Raw genomic sequence first — 25,577 nt, 5'->3', positions numbered from 1 at the left:
AGTTCCGCATGAAAGACCTCGGCGGCCTGATGAAGCAGGCCCAACAGATGCAACAGAAGCTGGCCGACGCCCAGGCGCGGCTGGCCGAGACCGTGGTCGACGGCACCTCCGGCGGCGGCATGGTCAAGGTGACCCTGAAGGGAACGGGCGAACTGGCCGGGGTCGAGATGGACGAGAGCCTGCTGGCGCCCGGCGAGGGCGAGGTGCTGTCGGACCTGATCGTCGCCGCCCACGCCGACGCCAAGCGCAAGCTGGACGCGGCCCAAGCCGATCTGATGCGCGAGGCCGCAGGCCCCCTGGCCGGCATGGGCATTCCCGGCCTGAAGTTCTGACGCCGGGCGGCGTCAGATGCGCCGTTCCATCCGCGTGACCTGGTTGGTCCGGGCCTCCAGCTCCTGGACTGCGGTCCCGATCGGCTGGAAGTCGTGGGCCCGCCAGAAGGCCATGGCGCGGGGGTTCTGCTCCTGAACCACCAGCCGCAAGGCCCGGCCGCCCTGGCGGCGCACCCAATCGATCAGGGCCTCGACGATGCGCCGGCCCAGGCCCTGGCCGCGGGACTCCGGCGCGACCAGCAGCAGGCCCACATACCAGACGTGTTCCTGCGGAAAATGCCGCAGCAGGTCGATGGTCGCGGTCAGACCCTGGTCCGTCCAGACCCCAATCACGAACTTGTCGCGCAGGGGATGGTCCTCGGGCGCGTCGACCAGCAGGTCCTCGGCGGCGGTGGGGCCCGGCGGCGCGCCTGTCACCAGGATCTCGAAGTCGGCGCAGCGCTCCAGCAGCACCTGCAACTCCTCGACCGCAGACCCGGAGACCAGGGCGGTGAGCGCGCCTTCGATCGCCGGCAGGTCAATCACGGGGCTTGCTCATCGCGGTCTCGACATCCACTTCGCTAGTCTCGACAATCGCGCCGGACCTCGTGCGGTGACTCGCACACGGCCGCGTCCCGCGCCACCATCACGTCAGGAGCCCGTTTGGCCGCCTCCGCCGGACCCGAGATCGAGCGGCTGATCAGTCTGCTCGCCAAGCTGCCGGGCCTCGGCCCGCGATCGGCGCGACGGTCGGCCTTGGCTCTGCTCAAGCGTCGTGACGCCCTGCTGCTGCCCTTGGCCGACGCCATGAGCCAGGCGGCGGCGCGGGTGAAGACCTGCTCGGTCTGCGGCTCGCTCGACACCCAGGATCCCTGCGCGGTCTGTTCCGATCCCGCCCGCGACGCCTCGCTGATCTGCGTGGTGGAGGAGGTCGGCGCGCTTTGGGCCATGGAGCGGGCCAGCGCCTTCCGCGGCCGCTACCATGTGCTGGGCGGCCTGCTCTCGGCCTTGGACGGCGTGGGGCCCGACGCGCTGCGCATCGGCGCCCTGATTGCGCGGGCGAGCGAAGGCGGGGTCAAGGAAGTGATCCTGGCCCTGCCGGCCACCGTCGACGGCCAGACCACAGCCCATTATCTGGCCGACAGCCTGGCCAAGGCCGAGGTCAGCGTCACCATGCTGGCCCGCGGCGTACCGGTCGGCGGCGAACTCGACTGGCTGGACGACGGCACCATCGCCCAGGCCATGCGGGCGCGGCGACCGGCCTGATCCCGCCAGAGCGGGGGATGCGCCCGCGACCGACTCCGCGTAAGAACGCACCATGAACGCCGAACTTATCCTCGCCCTTGTGGGCCTTCTCGCCGCCGTCGCCGGTTTCGCCTGGGCGTTCATGGAGCGCGGGCGGGCCAATCGTGCCGAGGCGCGGGCCTGGGACCTGCAGGACGCCGCCGCCCGCGTGAGGCTGATGGAGGAGCAGGGGGCCAAGAACGCCGCCTATATCCAGGCCGAGGCGGCCACCGCCATCGCCGAGCAGGTGCTCAAGCGCGCCGACGAGACCTTCCACAATCGCGAACAGCTGGCCCAGGCCCGGCTGGAAGCCCAGCTGAAGCCGGTGGCGGAGACTCTGGCCAAGTTCCAGGAACAAGTCACGGCCGTGGAGAAATCCCGCGCCGAGGAGACCGGCGGACTGAAGCAGCAGATCGCCGACCTCATGACCGCGTCCACGGCCACCCAGGCCGAGGCCCGCAAGCTGTCGGCGGCCCTGCGTCGCGGCGCGGGCGTGCAGGGGCGCTGGGGCGAACAGACCCTGCGCAACGTGCTGGAGGCCGCCGGCCTCAACGCGCACTATGATTTCACCGAACAGACCTCGACCGACACCGAGGAAGGCCGCCGCCGGCCCGATGTCACCGTGCGCCTGCCCGGCGGGGCGGTGTTCGTCATCGACGCCAAGTGCTCGCTGAACGCCTTCCTGGAGGCCCAGGACGCCGTCGACGATGGGCTGCGGGAAGCCGCTTACGTCCGCCACGCCCAGAGCGTGCGCGCCCACATGATCGGGCTGTCCAACAAGACCTATTGGGACCAGTTCGCCGCCTCGCCCGATTTCGTGGCCATGTTCATTCCCGGCGACAGTTTCCTGGCCGCGGCCCTGGAGCGCGCGCCGGAGCTGATGACCGAGGCCATGGACAAGCGGGTGCTTGTGGTGACGCCCACCACCCTGTTCGCGCTGTGCAAGGCGGTGGTCTATGGCTGGCGGGTCGAGGAGCAGGCCAAGAACGCCCAGGAGATCGTCAAGCTGGGCCGCGAGCTCTACAAGCGCCTGTCGGTCATGGGCGGCCACGCCGCCTCGGTCGGCAAGGCCCTGGACGCCGCAGTCGGCCGCTATAACCAGTTCGTGGGCTCGATGGAGACCCAGGTCCTGACCCAGGCGCGGCGCTTCGAGGATCTCAAGGTCGACCATGAGGGCCGCGAGATTCCCGAACTGACCCCCGTCGAGACCGGGGTGCGGTCACTTTCCAAGCTGGCGGTCGAGGACGAGCCGGTGGGGCAGCCCGCCGCCTTGACGCTCAAGGGTCACTGACCTACCTGAAAAGCCATGGCTATTCGTCCGATCCTCGTCGTCCCTGACCCGGTGCTGAAACAGGTCTCCCAACCCGTCGAGCGGGTGGATGACGAGCTGCGCGCCCTGATGGATGACATGCTGGAGACCATGTACGACGCGCCGGGCATCGGCCTGGCGGCGATCCAGATCGGCGTGCCCAAGCAGGTCATCGTCATGGACCTGGCCGGTCCGGACGAGCCCAAGGCGCCGCGCTATTTCGTCAATCCGCAGATCCTCGACGCGTCGGACGAGACCCAGCCCTATGAGGAGGGCTGTCTCTCGGTGCCCGACATCTATGACGAGGTCGAGCGCCCGTCGAAGGTGAAGCTCAAGTATCTGAACTATCAGGGCGAGGAAGTCGTCGAGGAGGCCGAGGGCCTGTTCGCTGTCTGCATCCAGCATGAGATGGACCACCTGAAGGGGGTCCTGTTCATCGACTATCTCTCGCGCCTGAAGCGCGACCGCGCGTCGCCAAGGTCAAGAAGCAGGCCCGCGCGGCCTGACGGCCCGCCCCGCGAGCGGGGCGGGGTCTCATCAGCCTCTGAACGGCTTCAGCACCACATCCACCCGGCGGTTCTGAGCGCGGCCGTCCGGCGTGTCGTTCGACGCGATCGGGTCGGCCTCGCCGCGTCCCGCCACATAGAGCCGGTCGCGCAGCACGCCGCGATTGACCAGATAGCCGGCCACTGACGCCGCGCGGCGTTCCGAGAGCGCCTGGTTGTAGTCCGCGGCCCCGGTGGAGTCGGCGTGGCCGACCACGTCGATCATGGTCTGGGGATACTGGTTCAGGGTGTCGGCGACCTGATCCAGGGTGCCGTAGAAGCGCGGCTGGATGTCGGACTGGTCGGACGGGAAGGTGACGTCCGAGGGCATGTTCAGCACGATGTTGTCGCCCTGGCGGGTGACGGTCACGCCCGAACCGGCCAACTGGGCGCGCAGCTGGGTCTGCTGGCGGTCCATGTAGTTGCCGATGGCGCCGCCCGCGAGCGCGCCGACGCCGGCGCCGATCAGGGCGTTGGTCCGGCCCTGTTCGCTATTGTTGGTGTTGGTCAGATAGCCCAGCAGGGCGCCCGCCGCGGCGCCGGACAGGGCGCCCGTGCGGGTGTTGTCGCGGACGGTCTGGCCCGTATAGGGGTCGACGGTGGTGCAGGCGCCCAGGGCGAGGGCGCCGATGAGGCCCATGAGAAGAGTGCGGGACAAGGTGATGGCTCCGTATGAGCCTCATCAACGCCCAGCAAGCTCGGCCGTTCCGCCGTCGGCGGCTAGCAGGGACGAGCTATCCCGGAAAACACGGTTTTCCCGGGCGCGCTCGTCCCGACCGGACTCCCCAAGCCCGATCCCGGCTCGCCGACCTTCGTGAGAGGTCGGGTCGTCGCCGGTCGCCGTCGTCGCCATGGCGACGCCCGTCGCTTGAGTGGAGAACCGGTGGTGGGGCCGGCCTCCGCGACGAGGGTTCCTTGCAGCCGGACTTGTCGACCGGTCTTGGTTCCGGTCGGGGCCGCGGCTGGGTCAATCAAAGGTGAACCAAGGGGGCGGGTAGCATCGAACCGTCAGCCTCGGCATGGCATTTTCTGGTACGGTCCCGCATAGCGGTGCGCTAGACCCAGAATGAGCATGTGGGCGAATCGAGGCGCGCGTTTGACTACCCCTGAGACTTCCCCAGCGTCAGATCCGGCCCAGTTCGACGCCCGCCTCAAAGTGCTGTGCGCGCATCCGCAGTTCGACGCGGCCATGCGCCATTCGGTGCGCTCGGCCCTCGACTATTTCCAGACGAACCCGGTGCTGCACCGCAACGTCAAGGATGTGGGACGTCTGATCCTGGGCGTCGTCGCGCTCTATCTGGACGCCACCGGCGGTCTGACCCATCGGCGCCTGCGCACCCTGTCCGGTCAGACCGGAGTGATCAGCGCCGGCACTGCGACGGCCGTGCTCTTTCGCATGCGGACCATCGGCTATGTCGTGCGCGACGAGGCGGGCGGCGCCGGGATGCCGCGCCGCTATCGCCCGACGCCCGAGATGATCCAGACCTTTCATGACCGCATGAAGATCGAGCTGGACGCCGCGGCCATGCTGGTCCCGGAAATGGCGTCGATCTGCGACCGGCTCGGCGAGCCCCGGGTGTTCGGGGCCGTGTTCACCGCCCTGGGGCGGGAGGCGATCGTGGCCGCCAGCCAGCCCCGGGCTGAGCTGGACGTGCTGAACCGGCTGGCGGTCCGCTCTGCCGGGATGCTGGTGCTCTATGATCTGCTCGCCGCGGCGGACGACGGCGTCAGCCCGTTCGGCGGTCCTGCCGAAGTGGAGATCTCGGTTTCGGCCCTGGCCCGAAAGTACGGGATCTCCCGGAGCCACGTGCTTAGCCTGCTGCGCGACCTTGAGGCGGCCGACTTCGTGCGCCGCGCCGGCCGCGACGGTCGCTGGGCCCTGCTGCCCGCGCTTGGCGAGTCCCTGCGCAAGTTCTTCGGCGTGGTCTATGTGGGCATGGCCTTCGTCGCCGCCCAGGCCGCGGAGGCGCTGGGCGAGACCTGAACGGGCCGGGCGCTATTTCGGCGCGTCGGTGCGCTTGTCCAGATCGGCCTTGGCGTCGGCCGCGCCCTGCTTGAGTTCGGCCCCGGCCTTGGCCACGGCGACCTTGGCGTCGCCGGCGGCGTCCTTGGCCGCGGCGCCCGCGTCCTGGGCGGCGGCCTTCACATCGTTCCCCACAGCCTTGATCTCGGGGCTCTGGGCCACGTCCTTGGCCTCGGCGGCGGTCTTGTGCGCGGCGGCCTGAACATCGGCCTGGGTCTGGGCCTGATCGGCCTTGGAACAGGCGCCCAGGGCCAGGGCGCAGGCGGCGAGGGCGAGGATCAGGGGCTTGGCGGTCAGGGTCGTGCGCATGGCTAAGGCTCCGGTTCAGACGGCCCATGAACGATCGGTCCGTGGTGAAGGTTCCTTATTGGGCCCGCCCCGGCTAAACCCCGCCCATGCGCCTCGCCTTCCTGGGAACCCCGGACTTCGCCGTCACCTGCCTGGCCGCCCTGGTCGCGGCGGGCCACGAGATCGCGGCGGTCTATTCGCAGCCGCCCGCCCCGCGCGGCCGCGGCCATGAGCTGAAGCCCTCGGCGACCCACGCCTTCGCCGCCGCGCGGGGGATCGAGGTCCGCACGCCGGCCTCCATGCGCGATCCCGCCGAGATCGCCGCCTTCCAGGCCCTGGGCCTGGACGCCGCCGTGGTGGTGGCGTTCGGCCAGATCCTGCCCGCCGCCGTGCTCGACGCCCCGCGGCTAGGTTCGTTCAATCTGCACGCCTCGTTGCTGCCCCGCTGGCGGGGCGCCGCGCCCATCCAGCGGGCGATCATGGCCGGAGACCAGGTCACCGGCGTGCAGGTCATGCGCATGACCGAGGGCCTGGACGAAGGCCCCGTGCTCGCCTCGGCTGCCGTGAGGATCGACGCCCTGGACACCGCGGGGACCCTGCACGACCGCCTGGCCGAGACGGGCGCGGCCTTGCTGGTCGAGACCCTGGTCGAAATCGAGGCCGGCCGCGCGGTCGCCACGCCCCAGGCCGAGGACGGCGCGACCTACGCCAAGAAGATCCGCCCCAAGGAGGCGCGGCTGAACTGGGCCAAGCCGGCCGCCGAGGTCGACTGCAAGATCCGCGGCCTGTCGCCCTTTCCCGGCGCCTGGTTCGAGCTTTCCGGCGACAAGGGCCCCGTACGGGTCAAGGCGCTGCTGTCCCGGGTCGAGGATGGCTCGGGCCCGCCCGGCGCCGTGCTGGACGACCGCCTGCTGATCGCGTGCGGCGAGGGGGCCGTGCGCCTGCTCAAGGTGCAGCGTGGGGGCAAGGGGCCGCAGGACGCCGAGGTCTTCCTGCGCGGCTTCCCGGTGGCGGCCGGCCAGGTCCTGGCCTGACATGCCCCGCTACCGCCTGACGATCGAATATGACGGCCGACCCTATAAGGGTTTCCAGGCCCAGGGCGACCTGCCCACCGTCCAGGGCTGCCTGGAGCGCGCCGTCGCGGCCTTCAGCGGCGAGACGATCCGCCTGCAGGCGGCAGGGCGCACCGACACCGGCGTCCACGCCATGGGCCAGGTGGTGCACATCGATCTCGAAAAGGACTGGAAGCCAGAGGTCGTTCGCAACGCGCTGAACGCCCATCTGGTCCCCGAACCGATCGCGGTGCTGGATGTCGAGGTCGCCGTCGGCGACTGGCACGCCCGCTTCTCGGCCACGGAGCGGCGCTACCTCTACCGCATCCTCAACCGCCCGGCTCGCGCGGCGCTCGACTTCGGCCGGGTCTGGCATGCGCGCAAGCCCCTGGACGCCGAGGCCATGCACGCCGCCGCGCAGGTGCTGGTCGGCCACCACGACTTCACCACCTTCCGCGACCTGCAGTGCCAGGCCAAGTCGCCGGTCAAGACCCTGGACCTGGCGCGGGTCAGCCGGGTGGGGGAGGAGGTGCATCTGGAGTTCGCCTCCCGCTCCTTCCTGCACCGCCAGGTCCGCTCCATGACGGGGACCCTGGCCGAGGTCGGGATCGGGCGCTGGACGGCCGCCGGTGTGAAGGCGGCGCTGGAGGCCCGTGACCGCCGGGCCTGCGGGCCGGTGGCGCCGTCCGACGGCCTCTATCTGATGAGCGTCGGCTACGCGGCGGTGAACGTCTCGAAATAGCGGGCGATCAGCCGCTCATAGACCGCCTGAAGCTGGCGGATCTCCGCGACCGGCGCGCGCTCATCGACCGAGTGCATGGTCTTTCCGACCAGGCCGAGCTCCACCACCGGGCACAGGGCGCGGATGAAGCGGGCGTCCGAGGTGCCGCCGGTGGTCGACAGATCCGGCGCGATGCCGGCGACATCCTTCACGGCGTCGGAGACCAGGGCTGTGAACGGGCCCTGCTCGGTCAGGAAAGCCTCGCCGCTGATGGCGGGGTTGAGGGTGATGCTGCCCGGGAACCCCTCGGCCGCCTTGTCCGCCTCGGCCTGGATCCAGTCGGCCAGCTCCTGGCCCTTGTGGGCGGGGTTGAAGCGGATGTTCAGCCGCGCCCGCGCCGCGGCCGGGATCAGGTTGGTGGTCGGATTGCCGACATCAATGGTGGTGACCTCGAGGTTCGAGGGCTGGAAGTCGGTGTAGCCCTCGTCCAGCACCCGGGCCTGCAAGGCGGCCAGCAGGCGGATCAGCACGGGCACCGGATTGGCCGCGCGGTGGGGATAGGCGACGTGACCTTGGATCCCGTCGACCTTGATCTCGACATTGATCGAGCCCCGCCGGCCAATCTTGACCATGTCGCCGAAGCTCTCGGCGCTGGTCGGTTCACCGACGATGCAGTGGTCGAGGATCTCGCCCTCGGCGGCCAGGGCCTCGACGACCATCTTGGTGCCGTGGGTGGCCACGCCCTCCTCGTCGCCGGTGATCAGGAAGGACAGCGAGCCCTTCACCTGGCCCGCGGCGATGGCCTTGCCGGCGGCGGCGGCGAAGGCGGCCACGGCGCTCTTCATGTCCACGGCGCCGCGCCCGATCAGCACCCCGTCGACGATCTCGGCGGCGAAGGCCTCACGGCTCCAGGCGGCGGCGTCGCCCACCGGCACCACGTCGGTGTGGCCGGCGAAACAGAGGTTGGGCCGTGCGGTCCCGTAGCGGGCGTAGAGGTTCTCGATCTCCCCGAACCTCATCCGGCGGCAGGCGAAGCCCAGGCCGGTCAGGGTGCGCTCGACCAGATCCATGGCGCCCTCATCCGCCGGGGTGACGGAGGGACGGCGGATCAGGGCCTGGGTCAGGGCGACGGGATCGAGATCGGACATGGCCCAAGCTGGTAGCCGCAGGCCGCGGGCGGAGCAATGCCCCGGCGGTTGACCCCTCCGATCCCCGGTCAAGGGCCGCCGCCCAGAGTGGGATGGTTAAGGCCCCTCAATCATCCCGTTGTGGGAAGTCATTCCATGTACAGGACCGGTTGAATAGAGAAGTCTGTCCTCAAGAGTGAGGAGTTCACCCATGTCAGGCTTGGTGTTCGGACGTCGTATCAATCCCCCGTCGGCGATATTCGCGCGGGGAAACGCGACGAGAGCAGATGGACTTGGCAATAGTCGTGCGCCGGAACCACGGTCCTGGCGTCCGAATTGGGGTGGCCGACAGCTTTCAGCGTCGGAACATCTCTATTTTGCTGTGCGCTCGGTGGGCGGCGACGGCGTCGGCCATGTCCTGCAATACGCGTTCGCGGACGACCGCGGGAACGTGATCCTCACCGCCTTCGCGCGCTCGCTCAGCCCGGTGGCCATGCTGGCCCCGCCCCTACCGGAGGACCTGGGCGTCGAGCCCCTGGACCCCGAGGCCTTCGAATATCTGATGACCCGCATCTGCGGCGGCGCGACCCTGGTCGCCTATCATCGGGTGCTGCAGGGCGGGCTGCTGCCCTATTCGGCGGTGTCTACGGCCGCCGGCATGGAATGCGCCTGGCGCAGGTTCCAGCAGGTGGCGCGGCGGCGGGGCGTGCGGCTGTCACGCGGCGAGACCCTGACTTTAGGCGACTGCCTGGAAAAGGCCGGACTGCCGCCCCTCGACAGTGAGGATGCGGCGGTCCGGGCCCTTGCGATCCGCGCCCTGTGGCGCTGGATGGAAGACTGACGCGATCAGGCGGGGGCGACCTTCACCGCGTCCCAGAACAGGGGGCGCAGGTCGGTGAAGAACTCGTCCATCTGGTAGCGGTCGCTGAGGGTGAACAGGCCCTCTTCGTCGCGGTTGAGATAGCCCCGCTCGGCCAGGGCCAGGAGCTTGCGCCGGGCGGTCTCCCGCGGGATGCGGGTGATCTCCGAAAGACTCAGCGCATTGAGCCCGCGGTGCTGGGGTTCGGCCGGCGGAGCGAAGCTGCGCTCGCGGCCGATCTGCTGGCTCAGGTCGGCGAGGATGAAGATCAGATAGAGCAGATACTGATCGAGATCGCCGTCGAACCGGGCGCGAATCCGCACCAGGGTGGTCGAGAGGCACCCGCCCCACCGATAGAAGAAGCGAGACACGTCCTGATCCAGATAGCCGGGTGTCGGTTCCTGGATTGTGCGCTCACTCCGACGATCGAGATCGGGGGTGTTGCGCGGTGAAACTCCGTACACTTAGGTTATCCTTCCAGTTTAACTCCTTGTTATCCAAGTTCAGGATGTATTGACTAGGAAATTATGTTTTCCTTAACCAAGACGTCCGCTGCTGTGATCTTTCAAGGATTGTAGATTGTCCGTCACTTGCACGCCCGGTAGTGCCGAATACCTATATAACCACCCCAGGGTAGAGAAGATAGATTAAACTCATTTTGGGTATTAGAATTCTATGGGCCGGAGCGACGGGCGCGGGCGGGTCGCCGGCGCGGCGATCCTCGCCTAGGATCGGCGGGTCTCAGCGGAGCGTTCCATGCCCAAGATCTATCCCGTCGCCGCCCCCATCCAGAGCGGCAGCGCCTATCCGGCCCCATTCGACGCCATGTGCCAGGGGCGCACCCGCTGGCGCCTGGGCGATGCGGCGGGCCTGACCCAGTTCGGGGTGAACATGATGCGGCTGGCGCCCGGCCAATGGTCCAGCCAACGCCACTGGCACTCGGCCGAGGACGAGTTCGTCATCGTGCTGGAGGGCGAGGTGGTGCTGGTCACCGAGTTCGGCGAGGAGCTGCTGACGGTCGGCGAATGCGCCGGCTTCCCGGCCGGCGATCCGGACGGCCACCACCTGCAGAACCGCTCCGATCAGGACGTGCTGCTGCTGGAGGTGGGGTCACGTCTGCCCGACGTCGACGCCACCTATTATCCCGATATCGACCTCACCTGGCCGGCGGGCGGCCAGGCTTATGAACGCAAGGACGGCACGCCCTACGAGACCTAGGGATCAGTCGCGCAGCAGCTCGTTGATCGAGGTCTTGGAGCGGGTGCGGGCGTCGACGGTCTTCATGATCACCGCGCAATAGGTGGACGGCATGCCTTCGTGCGGGCTGGGGCGCGAGCCGGACATGATGACGGAGTAGGGCGGCACCTCGCCGGTGGTCACCTGGCCGGTCTTGCGGTCGATGATCGGGGTGGTCGAAGTCAGATAGACGCCCATGGACAGCACCGAGCCCTCGCGGACGATCACGCCCTCGGCCACTTCCGAGCGGGCGCCGATGAAGCAGTTGTCCTCGATGATGGTCGGGTTGGCCTGCAGGGGCTCCAGCACGCCGCCGATGCCGGCGCCGCCGGACAGATGGACGTTCTTGCCGATCTGGGCGCAGGAGCCGACCGTCGCCCAGGTGTCGACCATGGTGCCTTCGTCCACATAGGCGCCGATGTTGACGAAGGACGGCGTCAGCACCGCGCCCTTGGCGATGAACGCCCCGCGGCGGACGACGCAGCCAGGCACGCGCGGAAGCCGGCGGCCTCGAAGCGGGCCGCGTCCCAGCCTGTGAACTTCGATGGCACCTTGTCCCAATAGGGACCGGGCGGCGGGGCTTCGACCAGCTGGTTGGCGTTGAGGCGGAAGGACAACAGGATCGCCTGCTTGGCCCACTGGTGGGTCACCCAGGTCCCGTCGGCCTCGCGGCTGGCGACCCGCAGGGTTCCGGCGTCCAGGCGGTTGATGGTCTCATCGACGGCTTCGCGCACGGCGCCTTGGGTTCCCGTGTTGATCGCGTCGCGGTCTTCCCAGGCGGCTTCGATGACGGACTTCAGATCGGCGGACATCAGGCGGCTTCCTTGAGGCGCGCGCCGGCCAGGAAGGGCGCGAGCTTATGGGTGCGGTGGTGGACGAAGGGGGCGGCGGAGGCGTCCGCATGCGCGCCCACCAGGACCGTGGTCATCCCCAGGTCGAAGGCGGGCTTCAGATTACGCTCGGAGTCCTCGAAGAAGGCGGTGGCGACCGGATCCATGCCATGGGCGGCGATCATCCGCTCGAAGCCCGTCGGGTCGGGCTTGGGCGCGAATCCGAAGGAGTGGATGTGGAACACCTCGTCGAACAGGTGGTCCAGCTTCAGGTGCTCCAGCACGCGGACGGCGTGCTTCTCGTCGGCGTTGGTGAAGATCAGCCGTCGGCCGGGCAGGCGCTCCAGCCCCGCCAGCAGGTCGGCGTCATGGGCCAGGACGTCCAGCGACAGGTCGTGGAACAGGGCGTGGAAGTCCTCCGGCGCCACGCCATGGTGCTTCATCAGCCCGCCGAGGGTCAGGCCATGCTCGGCCAGATAGGTCTTCTGCAGGGCGAAGGCCTCGTCGCGGGGCAGGCCGGTGACCTTCATGACGAAGTCGGTCATCCGCCGCTCGACATCGCCCATGAACCCGCTCTCGGCCGGGTAGAGGGTGTTGTCGAGATCGAACAGCCACGTGTCGATATGGGCGAGGTCGGCGGTCATTGGGTGATGAGCGTGCCCGACCCGTGCTCGGTGAACAGCTCGACCAGCATGGCGTGGGGACGCCGACCGTCCAGGATGACCACGGCCTCGACGCCGGATTCCACCGCCGCGATGGCGGTCTCCAGCTTGGGGATCATGCCGCCGGAGGCGACCCCGGAGGCGATGGCCGCGCGGGCCTCGGCGACGCTCATCTGGCGGATCAGTTCGCCATCCGCGCCCAGCACGCCGGCGACGTCAGTGAGCAGCAGCATGCGCTTGGCGCGCAGGGCGCCGGCCAGGGCGCCCGCCACGGTGTCGGCGTTGATGTTGAAGGTCTGGCCTTCCTTGGACACGCCGATCGGGGCGATGACCGGGATGTAGTCATGGTCGGCGTGGATCAGGCCCTGGATCAGCTGCGGGTCGATCCGGGTCGGCTCGCCCACGAAGCCCAGGTCCACGACCTGCTCGATCTGGCTGTCAGGATCCTTGCGGGTGCGCACGGCGCGCTCGACGGTGATCAGCCGGGCGTCCTTGCCGGACAGGCCCACGCCGCGCACGTCGGCCTCGGCGCCGGCCAGGGTGATCCAGTTGGCGATCTCCTTGTTGATGGCGCCCGACAGCACCATCTCGGCGACCTCCATGGTGGCCTCGTCGGTCACCCGCAGGCCGTCGATGAAGGTCGACTTCACCCCGGCCTTGTCCAGCATGCGCGAGATCTGCGGGCCGCCGCCGTGGACGACGACCGGGTGCAGGCCGAGCAGCTTCAGCAGCACGGAATCGGCGGCGAACAGCTTGGCGGTCGATTCCTGGCCCATGGCGTGACCGCCATATTTGATGACCACGGTCTCGCGGTCGTACTGCTGGATATAGGGCAGGGCCTCGGCCAGGGTCTTGGCGGTCGCCCAACCCTTGTCCTCGAGGTTGGCCTCGTCCTTCGGCGTGTCGGTCAAGGTGCGGGCTCCGTCCGGTCGGAGGGCTCCGATAGCGGACACGAGGCCCCCTGTCACCTGATGCGAATCCCTCGCGGCTCGACGCGGGCCGCAGCCGTGCTAGCTTCGCCGCCCTTGCTTCCCGGTTCCGAGAGATCCCATGCGCCTTACCGCCCTGTTCGCCACCGCCGCCCTCGTGGCGCTCACCGCCTTCGGGGCTGAGGCCAAGACCGTCGCGGTCACCGCCGACAAGCTGGTCGACGTGGTCACCGGCAAGGAAGCCGACAAGCCCCTGGTGATCATCACCGACGGGCGGATCAGCTATGTCGGCCACCAGGGCGATCAGGTTCCGGTGGGCGCCGAGCTGGTCAATCTGCCGGGGGTGACCCTGCTGCCGGGCCTGATCGACATGCACACCCACATCACCTCCTCGCCCCTGTTCAGCGGCTATAATTCGCTCCTGTTCACCGACAGCTTCTGGCCGGTGCTCTCGACCAAGAACGCCAAGGACACGTTGGAGGCGGGCTTCACCACCATCCGCAATGTGGGCTCCGACAATTATGACGATGTCGGCCTGCGCCAGGCGATCGAGGCCGGCTTCGTGGAAGGCCCGCGGATCGTGACGGCCACCTACGCCATCGGCTCGACCGGCGGCCACTGCGACTCGACCTTCTTCCCGCCCTCCATGAACCAGCGCGGGCCGGCGGTGATCGACAGCCCCGACGAGGGCCGCAAGATGGTCCGCCAGCTGCACAAGTACGGCGCCCAGGTCATCAAGATCTGCGCGACCGGCGGGGTGTTCAGCCATGGCGACACCCCCGGCGCCCAGCAGCTGACCCTGGAAGAGATCAAGGCCATCGTCGACGAGGCCCACGCCACCGGCATGAAGGTCGCCGCCCACGCCCACGGCGCCTCGGGGATCAAGGCCTCGATCCTGGGCGGGGTCGACACCATCGAGCATGTCAGCCTGGTCGACGACGAAGGCATCAAGCTCGCCCTGCAGAAGGGCGCCTATTTCGGCATGGACATCTACAACACCGACTACACCCAGGCCGAGGGCAAGAAGAACGGCGTGCTGGAGGAGAACCTGCAGAAGGACCGGGATATCGGCCTGATCCAGAGGCAGAACTACCAGAAGGCGCTCAAGGCCGGTGTGAAGATGATCTATTCCACCGACGCCGGCGTCTATCCGCACGGCGACAACGCCAAGCAGCTGGCGACCATGGTCCAGTGGGGCGCGACGCCTTTGCAGGCCATCCAGTCGGCCACCGTCACCTCCAGCCAGGCGCTCGGCCAGGAGAAGGACGTGGGTCAGGTCGCCAAGGGCTTCTATGGCGACATCGTCGGCGTGAAGGGCGACCCGCTCGCCGACGTCACGGTCCTTCAGCACCCGGTCTTCGTGATGAAGGGCGGGGATGTGGTGCTGAGCAAGTAGGAGGCTTTCCTCCCCCATGACATGGGGGAGGGGGACCGGCGTAGCCGGTGGAGGGGGCGGCCCCGCCCACGGCGCCTAGCCTCGCCCCCTCCACCATGCTGTGCATGGTCCCCCTCCCCCGCCATGCGGGGGAGGATGAGATCAGAGCGTCCGGGCGACGACTTCCTTCATGATCTCCGAGGTGCCGCCGTAGATGCGCTGCACCCGGGCGTCGCGCCACAGGCGGGCGATGGGGTACTCGTTCATGTAGCCCGCCCCGCCGTGCAGCTGCAGGGCGGCGTCGCAGACCTCCCATTGCAGCTCGGTGTGGAACAGCTTGGCGGCCGAGGCCTCGGCGGCGGTGAGCTCGCCCTTGAGGTGGCGGGCCAGGCACCAGTCGGCGTGGGCCCAGCCGGCCTGCAGCTTGGCCTTCAGGGCGCCGAGCGTGAAGCGGGTGTTCTGGAAGTCGAACACGGTCTGCTTGAAGGCCTTGCGCTCCTTGGTGAACTTCACCGCCTCGTCGAAGGCGCGCTGCGCCCCGGCCTGGGCGGCGATGGCGATCTGCAGCCGCTCCTGGGGCAGCTGGCTCATCAGATAGATGAAGCCCATGTTCTCATCGCCCAGGCAGTTGGTGATCGGCACCCGCACGTCCTCGAAGAACAGCTCCGAGGTGTCGGCCGAGTTCTGGCCGATCTTGTCCAGGTTGCGGCCGCGCTTGAAGCCGGCGCGGTCGGCCTCGACCAGGATCAGCGAGGTGCCCTTGGCGCCCTTGTCGGGATCGGTCTTGGCGACCACCACGATCAGGTCGGCGTTCTGGCCATTGGTGATGTAGGTCTTGGAGCCCGAGATCACATAGTGGTTGCCGTCGCGCTTGGCGGTGGTGCGCACGCCCTGCAGGTCGGAGCCGGCGCCCGGCTCGGTCATGGCGATGGCGGTGATCACCTCGCCGGAGACCATGCCCGGCAGCCACTTCTTCTTCTGCTCTTCCGAGCCGTAATTGATGATGTAGTCGACGACGATGTCGGACTGCAGCGTGATGCCGGCGCTGGACCCGGCATAGGTCAGCTCCTCGCCGATGATGGCGTTGTAGCGGTAGTCGAGGCCCAGGCCGCCATATTCGGTCGGCACCTGCGGGCAGAGGATGCCGGCTTCGCCGCAGGCGAGCCAGAAATCGCGGTCGACGAGGCCGTCTTCTTCCCAGCGGTCGAGATTGGGGATCAGGGCCTTTTCGTAGAACTTCCGGACCTGGTCGCGGAACAGTTCCATGTCGGCGTCATAGACGGTGCGGCCGGTGGTCTGAAGCATGGGAGCTCTCTGATCGAAGGGATTTGTCCCGCGATCTAGCGCCCTACCGCTGCGTCAGGCCAGAGCCGGGTCAGATGGCGCCGGGCGCCAGGTCGATCTCGCAGGCCGCGGCGATCTCGGCGCGCAGCTCGGGCAGGCCCAGGCCCTTCTCCGAGGAGGTGGCCAGCACACGGGGAAAGGCGGCGGGACGCTTGGCGATCGCCGCCTCGGTGCGGGCGGTGACGGCGGCCACTTCGTGCGGCTTCATCTTGTCCGACTTGGTCAGGATGATCTGGTAGGAGACGGCGGCCTTGTCGAAGGCGTCCATCGGCTCCTTGTCCACGTCCTTCAGGCCGTGGCGGGCGTCGATCAGCAGATAGGCCCGCTTCAGGTTCGGCCGGCCGCGCAGATAGTCGCGGCCCAGGTTCTGGAACTTCTTGACCACGCCCTTGGAAGCCTTGGCCCAGCCATAGCCGGGCAGGTCGACCAGGCGCAGGCGGTCGTCGAGCAGGAAGAAGTTCACCTCGCGGGTGCGGCCCGGCTCGTTGGAGGCGCGCGCCAGCCGGTGGTGACCGACCAGCGCATTGATCAGCGAGGACTTGCCGACATTGGAGCGGCCGGCGAAGGCCACTTCGGGCAGGTCCGGCGCCGGCAGGCCGTCGATGGCCACCGCCCCCATCATGAAGGTCGCGGGCCGGGCGAACAGGATCCGCGCGGCTTCCAGCTGCTCTTCGCTGAACAGGGGATCGTCGGGCGTGCTCAACTGGCTTCCACGGGCTTGCCGGTGACCCGGGCGATGATCCGGTCGATCGGGTTGTCGACCTTGAAGCGGCGCATGATCACGTACTGCTGCAGGATCGTGAGCAGGTTGCTCCAGGTGTAATAGATCAAGAGGCCCACAGCCATTTGCGACAGCACGAAGGTGAAGATGATCGGCATCATCTGCATCATCTTCTGCTGGGTCGGATCCGGGGCGGGCGGGCTCATGGCCATGGTCAGCCACTGGAACAGCCCATAGAGCAGCGGCCAGACGCCGATGTGCAGGCTGCCGGCCAGGAAGGTCCCGATCATCGGCGTGGTCGCCGGATCCCAGGGGATCAGGCCGAACAGGTTCAGGACGGTGGACGGGTCGCGCGACGACAGGTCCTGGACCCAGCCGAAGAACGGCGCGTGCCGCATCTCGATGGCCACGTTCAGCACCTTGAACAGGGCCAGGAAGACCGGGATCGTCGCCAGCATGGGCAGGCAGCCCAGGAGCGGATTGATCTTCTCGCGCTGATAGAGCGCCATCAGCTCCTGCTGCTGCTTGGCCGGATCGTCCTTGAACTTGGTGCGCAGGGCCTCGGTTTCCGGCTGGATCTTCTTCATCTTCGTCATGGATTCGAAGCTGAGATTGGCCGGGTAGAAGAAGGCCACCTTGACCACCACGGTCAGCGCCAGGATCGACAGGCCGAAATTGTGGAACAGGGCGTTGAACTGCTCCAGCATCCAGAAGATCGGCTTGGTGAAGAAGTAGAGGACGCCCCAGTCCACGGCGTCGGTGAACCGCGGGATCTTCAGGTCGGTCTGATAGGCCTTGAGCACAGGCACGGTCTTGGCGCCGGCGAACATGTGGCTGACATGGGTGACCGCCTGGCCGGGCGCGATGGTGTGCGACTGGGCGACGAAGTTGGATTCATAGATGTCGACGCCGCCGGCCTGGGTCACGCGGAAGGCGGAATGGACGTTTTCGCCCTGGTCGGGAACGACCGCCGCCAGCCAGTACTTGTCGGTGATGCCGAGCCAGCCGCCGTTGGACGAGAAGTCCTTCTCGCCGTTCTTCTTCCAGTCCTTGTACTTGAACATGCGCAGGGCGCCGTCGAGCACGCCCACCGCGCCCTCGTGGGCGGTGGAGCGGTTGACGTCGGCCGGAATGCCCTGGCGCTGGACCGAGGCGTAGGGGGCGAGCGTCACCGCCTGGCCGGCGGTGTTGGCGACCGTGTCGGTCACCGTGAACATGAACTTGTCGTCGACCGCGATCTTGCGGCTGAACACCAGGCCCTGGCCGTTGTCATAGCGCAGGGTGATCGGCTGGCCGGGGGCGAGCTTGGCGCCCTCCGCCAGGGTCCAGACGGTGTCGGGGGTGGGCAGGCCGGGCAGATTGGCGCCGGCCCAGCCGAACTCGGCGAACCAGGCGTGCTCGGCGCCTTCGGGGCGCAGCAGCTCCACCGCCGGCGACTTGGGATCGACCGTCTGGCGGTAGCCCTTCAGATAGAGGTCGTCGATGCGGGCGCCCTTGAGCGCCACCGAGCCATAGACCGCGGGCGTGTCGATCTGGACGCGCGGACTCTTGGCTGCGGCCTGGTCGCGGGGCAGGTAGACGGCCTTCTGGATCGAGGCCGCCGCGCCGGGCACGGTCTGGACCTGATCGCCGCCGCGGGCCTTCAGCTCGGCTTCCCGCCGCTTGGCCTGGGGCCCCATGACGAACACCTGATAGGCGATCAGCATCAGGGCGGCGCAAACCATGAAAATGACGGTGTTGCGATTGGATTGATCGGGCATCAGGCGCCAGCTCGAACTGTGGGGGAAGGGGCGCGGGCAGGCGCGCGGGCGGGGGTGTCGCTATCGGCGGCGAGGCTTAACAGCGCACTTTTCACGTCGTCAAGCAAACGGTCCCATGGCCGGGTGGGCGCGCCGCCCCTGGCGATGAAGACATAGTCATGACCCGGGCGGGCGAGGACCGGAATCAGCATCCGGGCGGCCTCGCGCATGCGCCGTTTGGCGCGGTTGCGGATCACCGATCCGCCGACCTTCTTGGTGGCCGTAAATCCCACCCGCACGACGGGGCTGTCGTCGGCCCGATCCCGGGCCTGGAGGACGACAGCGCCCCTGGCGCAAGACGGCGCCTTGGCCGCGGCCAGGAACTGTGGCCGCGTCTTCATGCGTTCGATGGGAAAGCTGGGGTCCGTCATGCGGACACCCTAAGACCGAACGGTCCTAGGCGGTCAGGCGCTTGCGGCCCTTGGCGCGACGACGCTGAACCACCTTGACGCCATTCTTGGTGGCCATGCGCGCGCGGAAGCCGTGACGGCGCTTGCGCACGAGTCGCGACGGCTGGAATGTCCGCTTCACGTTGATGACTCCGGTCTCGAAAACGAGCGGCGTGGATAGGGGAAGGGTCAGGGGATGTCAATGCCGAGTCCAAGAGATTGGCGTCCTTGCGCGAAACGTCTCGAAGAATCTCGATCTACTCGCCCCGCCGCCCACGAAGCTTGAGGCGCGAAGGCAGATGCTCCCGGTCTTCCAGATGGATCATATTGCTATCCAGACCCGTGATCGCCAGGGGCTGGCGGCCGGCCACTAGGCCAGGGTCAGGACCACCGGCCCGCGGGACGTGGCCACCAGGGTGTGCTCGTACTGCACCGTGGGCTGGCCGCCGGGCGGGGTCAGGGTCCAGCCGTCGTCGGTCAGCTCCTCGACCCAGTCGGCGCCGAGCGACAGGAAGGGCTCGATGGTGAAGACCAGGCCCTCATGGATGCGCCGCGCGTCCTTCGGCTCGTACCAGGTGGGGATCTCGCCGGGATCCTCGTGCAGCGAGGCGCCGACCCCGTGGCTGGCCAGATTGCGGATCAGGGAATAGCCGTTCTTGCGGGCGAAACCCTCGATGGAGCGGCCGATCTCGTTCAGCCGCCCGCCGGCCTTCACCGCGCGGATGCCGCTCCACATGGCGCGCCGCCCGTCGCGGCACAGCCGTTCGATCCTGGGCTTCACCGGCGGCACGGCGAAGCTGGCCCCGGTGTCGCCGAAGAAGCCGTCGATCTCGGCGGAGACGTCGATATTGATCAGGTCGCCGGCCTTGACGACCGTGTCGCCCGGAATGCCGTGAGCGACGTCCGGGCCCACCGAGATGCAGGTGGCGCCGGGAAAGCCGTAGGAGAGCTCAGGGGCCGAGCGGGCGCCCTCGCGCTCCAGCAGGGCCCGACCCAGCTGGTCGAGCTCGGCGGTCGTCATGCCCGGCTCCAGGGCCGCGCCCATGGCGGTCAGGGTCTGGGCGACCACCTGTCCGACCCGGCGGAGTTTCTCGAGCTCGTCCTCGTGGGTGATGGTCATGCGGCAGAACCCCTTGCCGGAGTCTTCTGACCCCGAATGTTTCGCCAATAGTCTTCTGCGACATCCTCGTCGATTGCGACGGGCTTGCCGCTCTGATCATAGAGCCGATCCCTGCCGTCCTTACGCGGTCCCGAAATCCAGAAGTGGTCGCCCGACTCGACATCGAAATAGTTGGCCTTGAACCCATGTCCTCCAAGCGATTGGAAGGTTCGGCCCCGGTAGGTCAGCGACCGCCCAGATTTGGAGAAGGTCACTCGTCCGATCCGCGCCGCGCCATTGAGAGATTCGGATTTGTCCTCAATGTACATGATGCGAGTGCGGTGAGCGCTCATCGCGGCCCTACAGATCCGGTCGGATGATGGTCTTGCCCACCACCTTGCGTTCGGAGAGCGTATCGAAGGCGGCCTGCCAGTCCGCGAGCGCGAACTCCTGATCGACGCGGGGCTTCACCTGGCCCTCATCGGCCATCTTCCAGATGGCGGCGATGTTCTCGGCGCCCTTCTGGGGGAAGTGGCGGCCATATTCGCCGGCGCGGACGCCCATCACCGAGAAGCCCTTGATCAGGGCGTAGTTGACCGGCAGCACCGGCAGGCGGCCGGAGGTGAAGCCGATCGAGAGGATGCGGCCGTCAAAGGCGATGCAGCGGACGCTCTCGTCGAACACGTCGCCGCCCACGGGGTCATAGATCACGTCGGCGCCGCGGCCGCCGGTGATCTCCTTCACCCGGTCCTTGAAACCCTTGGTGACATTGACCGTGGCGTCGGGGGCGTATTCCCGCTCGATCACCGCCAGCTTGTCGTCTGAAGCCGACGCCGCGATCACCTTGCAGCCCAGCAGCTTGGCCACGTCGACGCAGGCCAGGCCCACACCGCCGGCCGCGCCATGCACCAGCACCCATTCGCCGGGCTGGACCTGGGCGCGGCGGACCAGGGCCACATAGGCGGTCAGATAGGCGACCGGATAGCCGGCCGCCTGGCCGAAGCTCAGGGGCGCCGGCTTGGCGTGCAGGCCCTGGGCCGGGGCGACGGCGTATTCGGCGAAGCCCCCGCGCGCGCCGGCGGCCACTTCATCCCCGACCTTCCACCCGGTGACGCCCTCGCCGAGGGCGGCGATCTCGCCCGCCAGCTCCATCCCGGGCGTGAAGGGGATGGTCGGCTTGTGCTGGTGCTCGCCGCGGGTCTGCATCAGGTCGGGGAAATTGACCGCCCCGGCGCGGACCTTGATCAGGACCTCGCCCGCCTTGGGCTCAGGGATGGGGATGTCCTTGACCACACAGCCGGAATAGTCGGCAGACAGTTCTTCAACCACAAGCGCGCGCATCAGCGAATCCGTCCTTCAAGGCCCTCCCGGACCAGGCCTGCGATCTCGCGACAGGCCACGTCGGCGCAAGGGACCGCGCCTGTGAAGGCCGTAAAGCCGTGCGCCAGGCTGTCATAGCAGCGATAGACGGTAGGCGCCCCAGCGTCACGCAAGCGCTTGGCGTAGGCCTCGCCCTGGTCGCAGAGGGGATCGAAGCCGGCGGTGACCACGACGGCGGGGGCCAGGCCCTGCAGATCGGCCTCGCGGATCGGCGACAGGCGCGGGTCGGCCGGATCGTCGCCGGGGCCCATATAGTGGCCCATGAACCAGTCCATGATGGCCCGCGTCAGGGGGAAGGCCTCGGCATAGGTGGTCATGGAGGGCGTCTCGCTGGCCACGTCCACGCAGGGATAGACGAGCAGCTGCAGGGCCGGCTGCGGCTCTCCGGCCCGCTTCAGCTCCTGGGCGACGATGGCGGCGAAGTTGCCGCCCATGGAATCCCCGCCGATGGCCGCCTGGCCTTCGGGTCCGCCGAACCGGGCGGCGTTGGCGCGCACCCAGCGGAAGGCCGTCAGCACGTCCTCCAGGCCCGCGGGGAAGCGGTGCTCGGGCGCCAGGCGATAGTCGACCGACACGACCTGGCAGCGGACGATCTTGGCGAGGATCCCGCAGAAGGCTTCGCTGGTCTCCAGATCGCCAATCACGCCGCCGCCGAAATGGGCGAAGACCATGACCGGCATGGTCGGGTCCTGGCGCTCCGGCCGATAGACCCGGGCCGGAATGTCGCCGGCCGGGCCGGGGATGCTGAGCGGCTCGGTGCGCACGCCGGGCTCCAGCGGCGCGGTCAGGGCCGCCAGGCCCTGGTTGTTGGCCGCCCGCGCGTCCTGCGGGCTGAGCGTGGTCATCGACGGCGCGCGGGCCGAGGAGGCGGCCAGGAACTGCAGGCGCGGATCCAGCGTGCGGCCGCCGCGATAGACGACCCCTCCGCCGGACAGCAGGCGCAGGATCGGGGTCGGCAGGGACAGCAGCGTGCGGACCACGAACCTCTGGGCGGCGAGGCTGGCCATCAGGCCGGCTTCCGCGGCAGGCCATGCAGGCCAGTCAGGATCATGGCGGTGGCGAAGTCCGCCGCGCCCTGGGTGTCGATCGGTCGGCGGGTCAGCATCATGTCCCCGACCTCGCGGGCGACGCCGATGCAGGCGGCGGCCAGATAGTCCGGATCGACAGCGGGCGCCGCGCCGGTGGCGATGCGGTCGACGATGGCGTCGCGCACCTCGCGGAACACCGCCGACATGGCCGGGGTCTCGCCGTGGATGTGCAGGTGCGGCTCGTCCGGCGGCCGGCGGGTCAGCCAGTTCTCGTGCTCGTCGGCCAGGAAGCTGAAATAGGCGCCGATGGCGGCGCGGACGAAGCTCTCCCAGTCCGAGGCCTGGGCCCGCTGGGCCTTGAGGATCGGGGCGAACCGGCGCGCGCCTTCGTCGGAGAGGGCCGCGGCGACCTCCTCCTTGGAGCGGTAGTAGTTGTAGAAGGTGCCGGCGGCGAGGCCGGTGCGGCGGATGATGTCGCGGACCGTGGCGTTGTCGTAGCCCATCTCGCCGAACACCTCGCGGGCGGCCTCGAGGATCGCCTGGCGGTTCTGGACCTTGGTCTGTTCGCGCTTGCCGACGGGGAGATAAGCGACCTGGGACATCTATGCCTGAAATCAAAAAACCTGACGGGCGTCATTCTAGCGGCGCCGCGGCGGCGGCGCCAAGCAAGCTAACGCGTCAGGGGTTCTGGCCGAGATAGCCCGCGGCCAGGCTGCGGGAGACGGAGGGCGCGTCACAGGCCGCCCGGCACTGGCCCCAGTTGGGGGAACAGTCCTCCGAGGCGTCCTGGGCGAGGCAGAAATAATAGGTCTGGGCGCAGCTCAGCCGGCACTGGCTGAGCTCGCCCGCCGACAGGACCCCGGCCGGCGGCCGGGCCGGCGAGAGCGCGAGCGCCAGGGTCGGGTCCAGCACAGCGCCGCTGTCGCGCGCCACGGCGGTCGGGCCGCCACCGGCCTCCAGGGTCTGGGATCCGCGCAGGACCGCGGCGCCGCCCTGCGACGGGCTTGGGGCGACGACGGTGATCCGACCGCCCGCCAGCATGCCGCCGGGCGCCGCGAGGGTGGCGAGCAGGGCGGCGAGGGGGATCAGGCGGCGCATGGACGGATCCTCGCCCCGGGGCCGTTAAGCTTCGATTAACCGTAAATCGACGGGCGCGCGGGAGGCGCGGGAAATGAAAAGGGGCCGCCTTTCGGCGGCCCTGATGCGCTTCCTGGAGGGTCGTTTCTTATGGCTTAGAATTCTTCCCAGCTGTCGTCCTGGGCCTGGGGCTGGGCGGCCAGCGCCGTGGCGCCCCGGCTGCGCGGCTGGGCGGCCGGCGCTGAGGAGGATGACCGATAGGCCGGGGGCGGGCTTGCCGAACGGGTCGGGGCCTGGCCGTTGACGCGGAAGCGACCGACCAGGCGGGCCAGTTCCTGCGCCTCTTCGGCCAGGACGCGGCTCGCGGCGGTGGATTCCTCCACCATGGCGGCGTTCTGCTGGGTCACCTGGTCCATCTGGTTGACGGCGGTGTTCACCTGGCCGAGGCCCAGGGCCTCTTCCTTGGCCGAGGCGGCGATTTCGCCCACGACATTGGAGATCTCGCCGACCTGGCGAACGATGCGCTCCAGGGCCTTGCCGGTCTCGCCGACCAGGCTCACCCCTTCGGCGACCTGCTGGGTCGAGGCGGTGATCAGACCCTTGATCTCCTTGGCGGCTTCCGCCGAGCGCTGGGCCAGAGCCCGCACTTCGGAGGCCACGACCGCGAAGCCCTTGCCGGCGTCCCCGGCCCGGGCCGCTTCGACCCCGGCGTTCAGGGCCAGAAGGTTGGTCTGGAAGGCGATCTCGTCGATGACTCCGATGATCTGGCCGATCTGGCTGGAGGAGGCCTCGATCTGGCTCATGGCGGCGATGGCCTTGCGGACCACCTCGCCGGAGGCTTCGGCGTCGTTCTTGGCCGAGGCGGTGGCCTCGCGGCCATGGCTCGCGCCGTCGGAGGTCTTGGTGACCGTGGCGGTGATCTCGTCGAGCGCCGCGGCGGTCTCTTCGAGAGTGGCGGCCTGGTGCTCGGTGCGGCGCGACAGGTCGTCGGCCGAATGGCTGATCTCGCCGGCGCCGGACTGGATCGAGGCGGTCGCGCTGGCGATCGCCCGCATGGCTTCTTCCAGCTTGGCCACGGCGGCGTTGAAGTCGTCGCGGAGCTTGCGGTAGTCGCCGGGGAAGTCGGTGTCGACGCGGTAGGTCAGGTCGCCCATGGCCAGCGCATCGAGGGCCGCGGCGAGCGAGCTCACCACATTGGCCTGTTCCTCGGCGATGGCCGCGGCGGCTTCGGCGTTCTGGCGACGGGCGGCCTCGGCGGCGGCCTCGGTGCTCTCCTGCTCGAGGCGCAGCTGTTCGAGGTGGCGCTGGTTGTCGCGGAAGACCTTCAGCGAGGTGACGATGGCGCCCAGCTCGTCCTTGCGGGTCATGGCGTCGAGGTCGATGCCGTTGTCGCCGCGGGCGAGGGACTCGGTGGCGCTGGCGATCTTCTGCACGTCGCGGCGCAGGGTCAGGGTCAGCAGGGCGGCCAGGGCGCCGGCGATCACCAGGGTGGCCAGCGCGCTCAGCACGGTGGCCGTCTGGGCCGCGGCGGCGCGCTTGGCGCTGGCGGCGGCGGCCTGGTCGGTGTGCGCCTGGCCGGCCGCCACGATCTTGTGGAGCAGGCTGCTCATCTTGCCGTACTCTTCCTCGAAGGGTGCGGCGAAACCGGCGGCGGTGCCGAAGTCGGTGGTGATCATGGCGCAGATCACGTCGAGGGCGTCGCGGGTGTTCTTCAGGTCCTTGATCAGGTCGTCATAGGACTTCTTCTGATCGTCGGGAGCGGAGGTGCGGGCCGCCTGGACCTCCTTGGTGATCGCGTCGATCTCGGTCAGCAGCGCCTGGCTGTCATTGGCGATGTTGGCGGTGTCGATCGAGGCGCCCTGGTGGGTCAGCAGGAAGTACAGCTGGCCATGGACGGCGGTGATCCGTTCCGAGACTTTCTGCATCCGCAGGCTGTTGGGCATGTCCACCTGGACCACCTGCTTCAGTTCCGCGGCCTGGCCGCGCTGAAGGATGATCGCGCCGGTGGCCAGAAAGGCCAACATCACCAGGGCGAATGCGGGCGCGAAGCCGATCTTGATGATCAGCGGCGTATCCACGAGCCGAAGGCGGTTCACTAGAATTCCCCCCGTAAAACACGGTTAGCGTCGCGGACACCATGACGCGAGGTTGCTAACCAATTGTCACCGAAACGGGTGGGTGGACGATTT

General features: G+C 68.6%; 27 protein-coding genes and 2 pseudogenes. 10 read left to right on the top strand and 19 right to left on the bottom strand.

Features of this window, described 5'->3' with window-relative positions; translation table 11 throughout:
* Positions 1-8: 8 nt before the first annotated feature.
* Entirely contained in the window at positions 9-332 is a 324-nt protein-coding gene (locus MQH10_RS11770) for a YbaB/EbfC family nucleoid-associated protein (RefSeq protein WP_242564242.1), read from the top strand.
* Between the two features lie 12 nt (positions 333-344).
* On the opposite strand, the gene MQH10_RS11765 is transcribed toward MQH10_RS11770, so the two are convergent.
* The gene (locus MQH10_RS11765) at positions 345-857 is read right to left on the bottom strand and encodes a GNAT family N-acetyltransferase (RefSeq protein WP_242564241.1); all 513 of its coding nucleotides are present in this window, start codon (positions 855-857) and stop codon (positions 345-347) included.
* A 117-nt stretch (positions 858-974) separates the two neighbouring features.
* On the opposite strand from MQH10_RS11765, the gene recR reads away from it, so the two are divergent.
* The 3 genes and pseudogenes from recR to def all read left to right on the top strand — a co-directional run bounded on the left by recR (position 975) and on the right by def (position 3,410).
* Positions 975-1,577, top strand: a complete 603-nt coding sequence (gene recR, locus MQH10_RS11760; RefSeq protein WP_242564240.1) for a recombination mediator RecR — start codon at positions 975-977, stop codon at positions 1,575-1,577.
* Between the two features lie 52 nt (positions 1,578-1,629).
* Positions 1,630-2,886, top strand: coding sequence for a DNA recombination protein RmuC (locus MQH10_RS11755; protein ID WP_242564239.1), 1,257 nt, complete (start codon positions 1,630-1,632; stop codon positions 2,884-2,886).
* A 15-nt stretch (positions 2,887-2,901) separates the two neighbouring features.
* Positions 2,902-3,410: pseudogene (gene def / locus MQH10_RS11750) on the top strand (peptide deformylase).
* Positions 3,411-3,441: 31 nt separating this feature from the next.
* Here def and MQH10_RS11745 read toward each other — a convergent pair.
* On the bottom strand, positions 3,442-4,089 hold the full coding sequence (locus tag MQH10_RS11745) for a YiaD family glycine zipper/OmpA-like lipoprotein (RefSeq protein ID WP_242564254.1): 648 nt from the start codon (positions 4,087-4,089) through the stop codon (positions 3,442-3,444).
* A gap of 549 nt (positions 4,090-4,638) precedes the next feature.
* Here MQH10_RS11745 and MQH10_RS11740 point away from each other — a divergent pair.
* Positions 4,639-5,433, top strand: coding sequence for a helix-turn-helix domain-containing protein (locus MQH10_RS11740; RefSeq protein WP_242564238.1), 795 nt, complete (start codon positions 4,639-4,641; stop codon positions 5,431-5,433).
* Positions 5,434-5,445: 12 nt separating this feature from the next.
* Here MQH10_RS11740 and MQH10_RS11735 read toward each other — a convergent pair whose 3' ends face one another.
* On the bottom strand, positions 5,446-5,781 hold the full coding sequence (locus MQH10_RS11735; RefSeq protein ID WP_242564237.1) for a hypothetical protein: 336 nt from the start codon (positions 5,779-5,781) through the stop codon (positions 5,446-5,448).
* An 86-nt stretch (positions 5,782-5,867) separates the two neighbouring features.
* Between MQH10_RS11735 and fmt the strand changes: the two genes are divergently transcribed.
* Positions 5,868-6,794 carry a methionyl-tRNA formyltransferase gene (fmt, locus tag MQH10_RS11730; protein ID WP_242564236.1) on the top strand — a complete coding sequence of 309 codons (927 nt, stop codon included), beginning with the start codon at positions 5,868-5,870 and terminating at the stop codon, positions 6,792-6,794.
* A gap of 1 nt (position 6,795) precedes the next feature.
* Positions 6,796-7,554 (top strand): tRNA pseudouridine(38-40) synthase TruA, encoded by a 759-nt coding sequence (gene truA, locus MQH10_RS11725; RefSeq protein ID WP_242564235.1) that lies wholly within the window; start codon positions 6,796-6,798, stop codon positions 7,552-7,554.
* Here the strand turns inward: truA and dapE are convergent.
* Complete coding sequence (gene dapE / locus MQH10_RS11720) at positions 7,527-8,681, bottom strand: succinyl-diaminopimelate desuccinylase (RefSeq protein ID WP_242564234.1); 1,155 nt, start codon at positions 8,679-8,681, stop codon at positions 7,527-7,529. The two genes, truA and dapE, sit on opposite strands and share 28 nt — an antisense overlap.
* Before the next feature lie 361 nt (positions 8,682-9,042).
* Here dapE and MQH10_RS11715 point away from each other — a divergent pair, with 361 nt between their 5' ends.
* Positions 9,043-9,501, top strand: a complete 459-nt coding sequence (locus MQH10_RS11715; protein ID WP_242564233.1) for a hypothetical protein — start codon at positions 9,043-9,045, stop codon at positions 9,499-9,501.
* Positions 9,502-9,506: 5 nt separating this feature from the next.
* Here MQH10_RS11715 and MQH10_RS11710 read toward each other — a convergent pair whose 3' ends face one another.
* Positions 9,507-9,890, bottom strand: coding sequence for a hypothetical protein (locus MQH10_RS11710; protein WP_242564232.1), 384 nt, complete (start codon positions 9,888-9,890; stop codon positions 9,507-9,509).
* Positions 9,891-10,275: 385 nt separating this feature from the next.
* Here MQH10_RS11710 and MQH10_RS11705 point away from each other — a divergent pair, with 385 nt between their 5' ends.
* Entirely contained in the window at positions 10,276-10,737 is a 462-nt protein-coding gene (locus tag MQH10_RS11705; protein ID WP_242564231.1) for a cupin domain-containing protein, read from the top strand.
* 3 nt (positions 10,738-10,740) lie between these two features.
* Here the strand turns inward: MQH10_RS11705 and dapD are convergent.
* The 3 genes and pseudogenes from dapD to argB all read right to left on the bottom strand — a co-directional run bounded on the left by dapD (position 10,741) and on the right by argB (position 13,158).
* Positions 10,741-11,567: pseudogene (dapD, locus tag MQH10_RS11700) on the bottom strand (2,3,4,5-tetrahydropyridine-2,6-dicarboxylate N-succinyltransferase).
* The gene (locus MQH10_RS11695) at positions 11,567-12,229 is read right to left on the bottom strand and encodes a pyrimidine 5'-nucleotidase (protein ID WP_242564230.1); all 663 of its coding nucleotides are present in this window, start codon (positions 12,227-12,229) and stop codon (positions 11,567-11,569) included. Before MQH10_RS11695 ends, dapD begins: the two are co-directional and overlap by 1 nt.
* A complete protein-coding gene (gene argB, locus MQH10_RS11690; RefSeq protein WP_242564229.1) occupies positions 12,226-13,158 on the bottom strand; it encodes an acetylglutamate kinase in 933 nt (310 codons plus the stop codon). Before argB ends, MQH10_RS11695 begins: the two co-directional genes overlap by 4 nt.
* A 139-nt stretch (positions 13,159-13,297) precedes the next feature.
* Between argB and MQH10_RS11685 the strand changes: the two genes are divergently transcribed.
* Positions 13,298-14,572: a Xaa-Pro dipeptidase gene (locus MQH10_RS11685; protein WP_242564228.1), complete on the top strand. Its 1,275-nt coding sequence runs from the start codon at positions 13,298-13,300 to the stop codon at positions 14,570-14,572.
* A gap of 141 nt (positions 14,573-14,713) precedes the next feature.
* On the opposite strand, the gene MQH10_RS11680 is transcribed toward MQH10_RS11685, so the two are convergent.
* From MQH10_RS11680 to MQH10_RS11630, 11 genes are all read right to left on the bottom strand, one after another.
* Entirely contained in the window at positions 14,714-15,856 is a 1,143-nt protein-coding gene (locus MQH10_RS11680; protein WP_242564227.1) for an acyl-CoA dehydrogenase family protein, read from the bottom strand.
* Positions 15,857-15,926: 70 nt separating this feature from the next.
* Complete coding sequence (yihA, locus tag MQH10_RS11675) at positions 15,927-16,598, bottom strand: ribosome biogenesis GTP-binding protein YihA/YsxC (protein WP_242564226.1); 672 nt, start codon at positions 16,596-16,598, stop codon at positions 15,927-15,929.
* Positions 16,595-18,376 (bottom strand): membrane protein insertase YidC, encoded by a 1,782-nt coding sequence (gene yidC, locus MQH10_RS11670; RefSeq protein WP_242564225.1) that lies wholly within the window; start codon positions 18,374-18,376, stop codon positions 16,595-16,597. Before yidC ends, yihA begins: the two co-directional genes overlap by 4 nt.
* Positions 18,376-18,786, bottom strand: a complete 411-nt coding sequence (locus MQH10_RS11665) for a ribonuclease P protein component (protein ID WP_336605083.1) — start codon at positions 18,784-18,786, stop codon at positions 18,376-18,378. The genes yidC and MQH10_RS11665 overlap by 1 nt, the downstream gene beginning before the upstream one ends.
* Before the next feature lie 25 nt (positions 18,787-18,811).
* On the bottom strand, positions 18,812-18,946 hold the full coding sequence (gene rpmH, locus MQH10_RS11660) for a 50S ribosomal protein L34 (protein WP_242564224.1): 135 nt from the start codon (positions 18,944-18,946) through the stop codon (positions 18,812-18,814).
* A 228-nt stretch (positions 18,947-19,174) separates the two neighbouring features.
* Positions 19,175-19,924, bottom strand: coding sequence for a type I methionyl aminopeptidase (map, locus tag MQH10_RS11655; RefSeq protein WP_242564223.1), 750 nt, complete (start codon positions 19,922-19,924; stop codon positions 19,175-19,177).
* Positions 19,925-20,263: 339 nt separating this feature from the next.
* Complete coding sequence (locus MQH10_RS11650; protein ID WP_242564222.1) at positions 20,264-21,244, bottom strand: NADPH:quinone oxidoreductase family protein; 981 nt, start codon at positions 21,242-21,244, stop codon at positions 20,264-20,266.
* Complete coding sequence (locus MQH10_RS11645) at positions 21,244-22,290, bottom strand: alpha/beta hydrolase (RefSeq protein ID WP_242564221.1); 1,047 nt, start codon at positions 22,288-22,290, stop codon at positions 21,244-21,246. The genes MQH10_RS11650 and MQH10_RS11645 overlap by 1 nt, the downstream gene beginning before the upstream one ends.
* Positions 22,290-22,913 (bottom strand): TetR/AcrR family transcriptional regulator, encoded by a 624-nt coding sequence (locus tag MQH10_RS11640; RefSeq protein ID WP_242564220.1) that lies wholly within the window; start codon positions 22,911-22,913, stop codon positions 22,290-22,292. Before MQH10_RS11640 ends, MQH10_RS11645 begins: the two co-directional genes overlap by 1 nt.
* Positions 22,914-22,989: 76 nt before the next feature.
* On the bottom strand, positions 22,990-23,409 hold the full coding sequence (locus tag MQH10_RS11635; RefSeq protein WP_242564219.1) for a hypothetical protein: 420 nt from the start codon (positions 23,407-23,409) through the stop codon (positions 22,990-22,992).
* 134 nt (positions 23,410-23,543) lie between these two features.
* Positions 23,544-25,484, bottom strand: a complete 1,941-nt coding sequence (locus MQH10_RS11630) for a methyl-accepting chemotaxis protein (protein ID WP_242564218.1) — start codon at positions 25,482-25,484, stop codon at positions 23,544-23,546.
* Positions 25,485-25,577 lie beyond the last annotated feature (93 nt).

It is taken from the genome of Phenylobacterium aquaticum, assembly GCF_022695515.1.
Taxonomy (GTDB): Bacteria; Pseudomonadota; Alphaproteobacteria; order Caulobacterales; family Caulobacteraceae; genus Phenylobacterium; species Phenylobacterium aquaticum.
Note: the sequence above shows the minus strand (reverse complement) of the source record. Positions and strands in the feature narration are given on the sequence as shown.

Bases quoted from the DNA above. Each gene is read 5' to 3' on its own strand.
- MQH10_RS11770 (WP_242564242.1), top strand. From the start codon at position 9: ATGAAAGACCTCGGCGGCCTGATGAAGCAGGCCCAACAGATGCAACAG.
- MQH10_RS11755 (WP_242564239.1), top strand. From the start codon at position 1,630: ATGAACGCCGAACTTATCCTCGCCCTTGTGGGCCTTCTCGCCGCCGTC.
- MQH10_RS11745 (WP_242564254.1), bottom strand. From the start codon at position 4,089: ATGGGCCTCATCGGCGCCCTCGCCCTGGGCGCCTGCACCACCGTCGAC.
- MQH10_RS11740 (WP_242564238.1), top strand. From the start codon at position 4,639: ATGCGCCATTCGGTGCGCTCGGCCCTCGACTATTTCCAGACGAACCCG.
- MQH10_RS11735 (WP_242564237.1), bottom strand. From the start codon at position 5,781: ATGCGCACGACCCTGACCGCCAAGCCCCTGATCCTCGCCCTCGCCGCC.
- fmt (WP_242564236.1), top strand. From the start codon at position 5,868: ATGCGCCTCGCCTTCCTGGGAACCCCGGACTTCGCCGTCACCTGCCTG.
- truA (WP_242564235.1), top strand. From the start codon at position 6,796: ATGCCCCGCTACCGCCTGACGATCGAATATGACGGCCGACCCTATAAG.
- dapE (WP_242564234.1), bottom strand. From the start codon at position 8,681: ATGTCCGATCTCGATCCCGTCGCCCTGACCCAGGCCCTGATCCGCCGT.
- MQH10_RS11705 (WP_242564231.1), top strand. From the start codon at position 10,276: ATGCCCAAGATCTATCCCGTCGCCGCCCCCATCCAGAGCGGCAGCGCC.
- MQH10_RS11695 (WP_242564230.1), bottom strand. From the start codon at position 12,229: ATGACCGCCGACCTCGCCCATATCGACACGTGGCTGTTCGATCTCGAC.
- MQH10_RS11685 (WP_242564228.1), top strand. From the start codon at position 13,298: ATGCGCCTTACCGCCCTGTTCGCCACCGCCGCCCTCGTGGCGCTCACC.
- MQH10_RS11680 (WP_242564227.1), bottom strand. From the start codon at position 15,856: ATGCTTCAGACCACCGGCCGCACCGTCTATGACGCCGACATGGAACTG.
- yidC (WP_242564225.1), bottom strand. From the start codon at position 18,376: ATGCCCGATCAATCCAATCGCAACACCGTCATTTTCATGGTTTGCGCC.
- MQH10_RS11665 (WP_336605083.1), bottom strand. From the start codon at position 18,786: ATGACGGACCCCAGCTTTCCCATCGAACGCATGAAGACGCGGCCACAG.
- map (WP_242564223.1), bottom strand. From the start codon at position 19,924: ATGACCATCACCCACGAGGACGAGCTCGAGAAACTCCGCCGGGTCGGA.
- MQH10_RS11650 (WP_242564222.1), bottom strand. From the start codon at position 21,244: ATGCGCGCGCTTGTGGTTGAAGAACTGTCTGCCGACTATTCCGGCTGT.
- MQH10_RS11645 (WP_242564221.1), bottom strand. From the start codon at position 22,290: ATGGCCAGCCTCGCCGCCCAGAGGTTCGTGGTCCGCACGCTGCTGTCC.
- MQH10_RS11640 (WP_242564220.1), bottom strand. From the start codon at position 22,913: ATGTCCCAGGTCGCTTATCTCCCCGTCGGCAAGCGCGAACAGACCAAG.
- MQH10_RS11635 (WP_242564219.1), bottom strand. From the start codon at position 23,409: ATGCGCCGCCTGATCCCCCTCGCCGCCCTGCTCGCCACCCTCGCGGCG.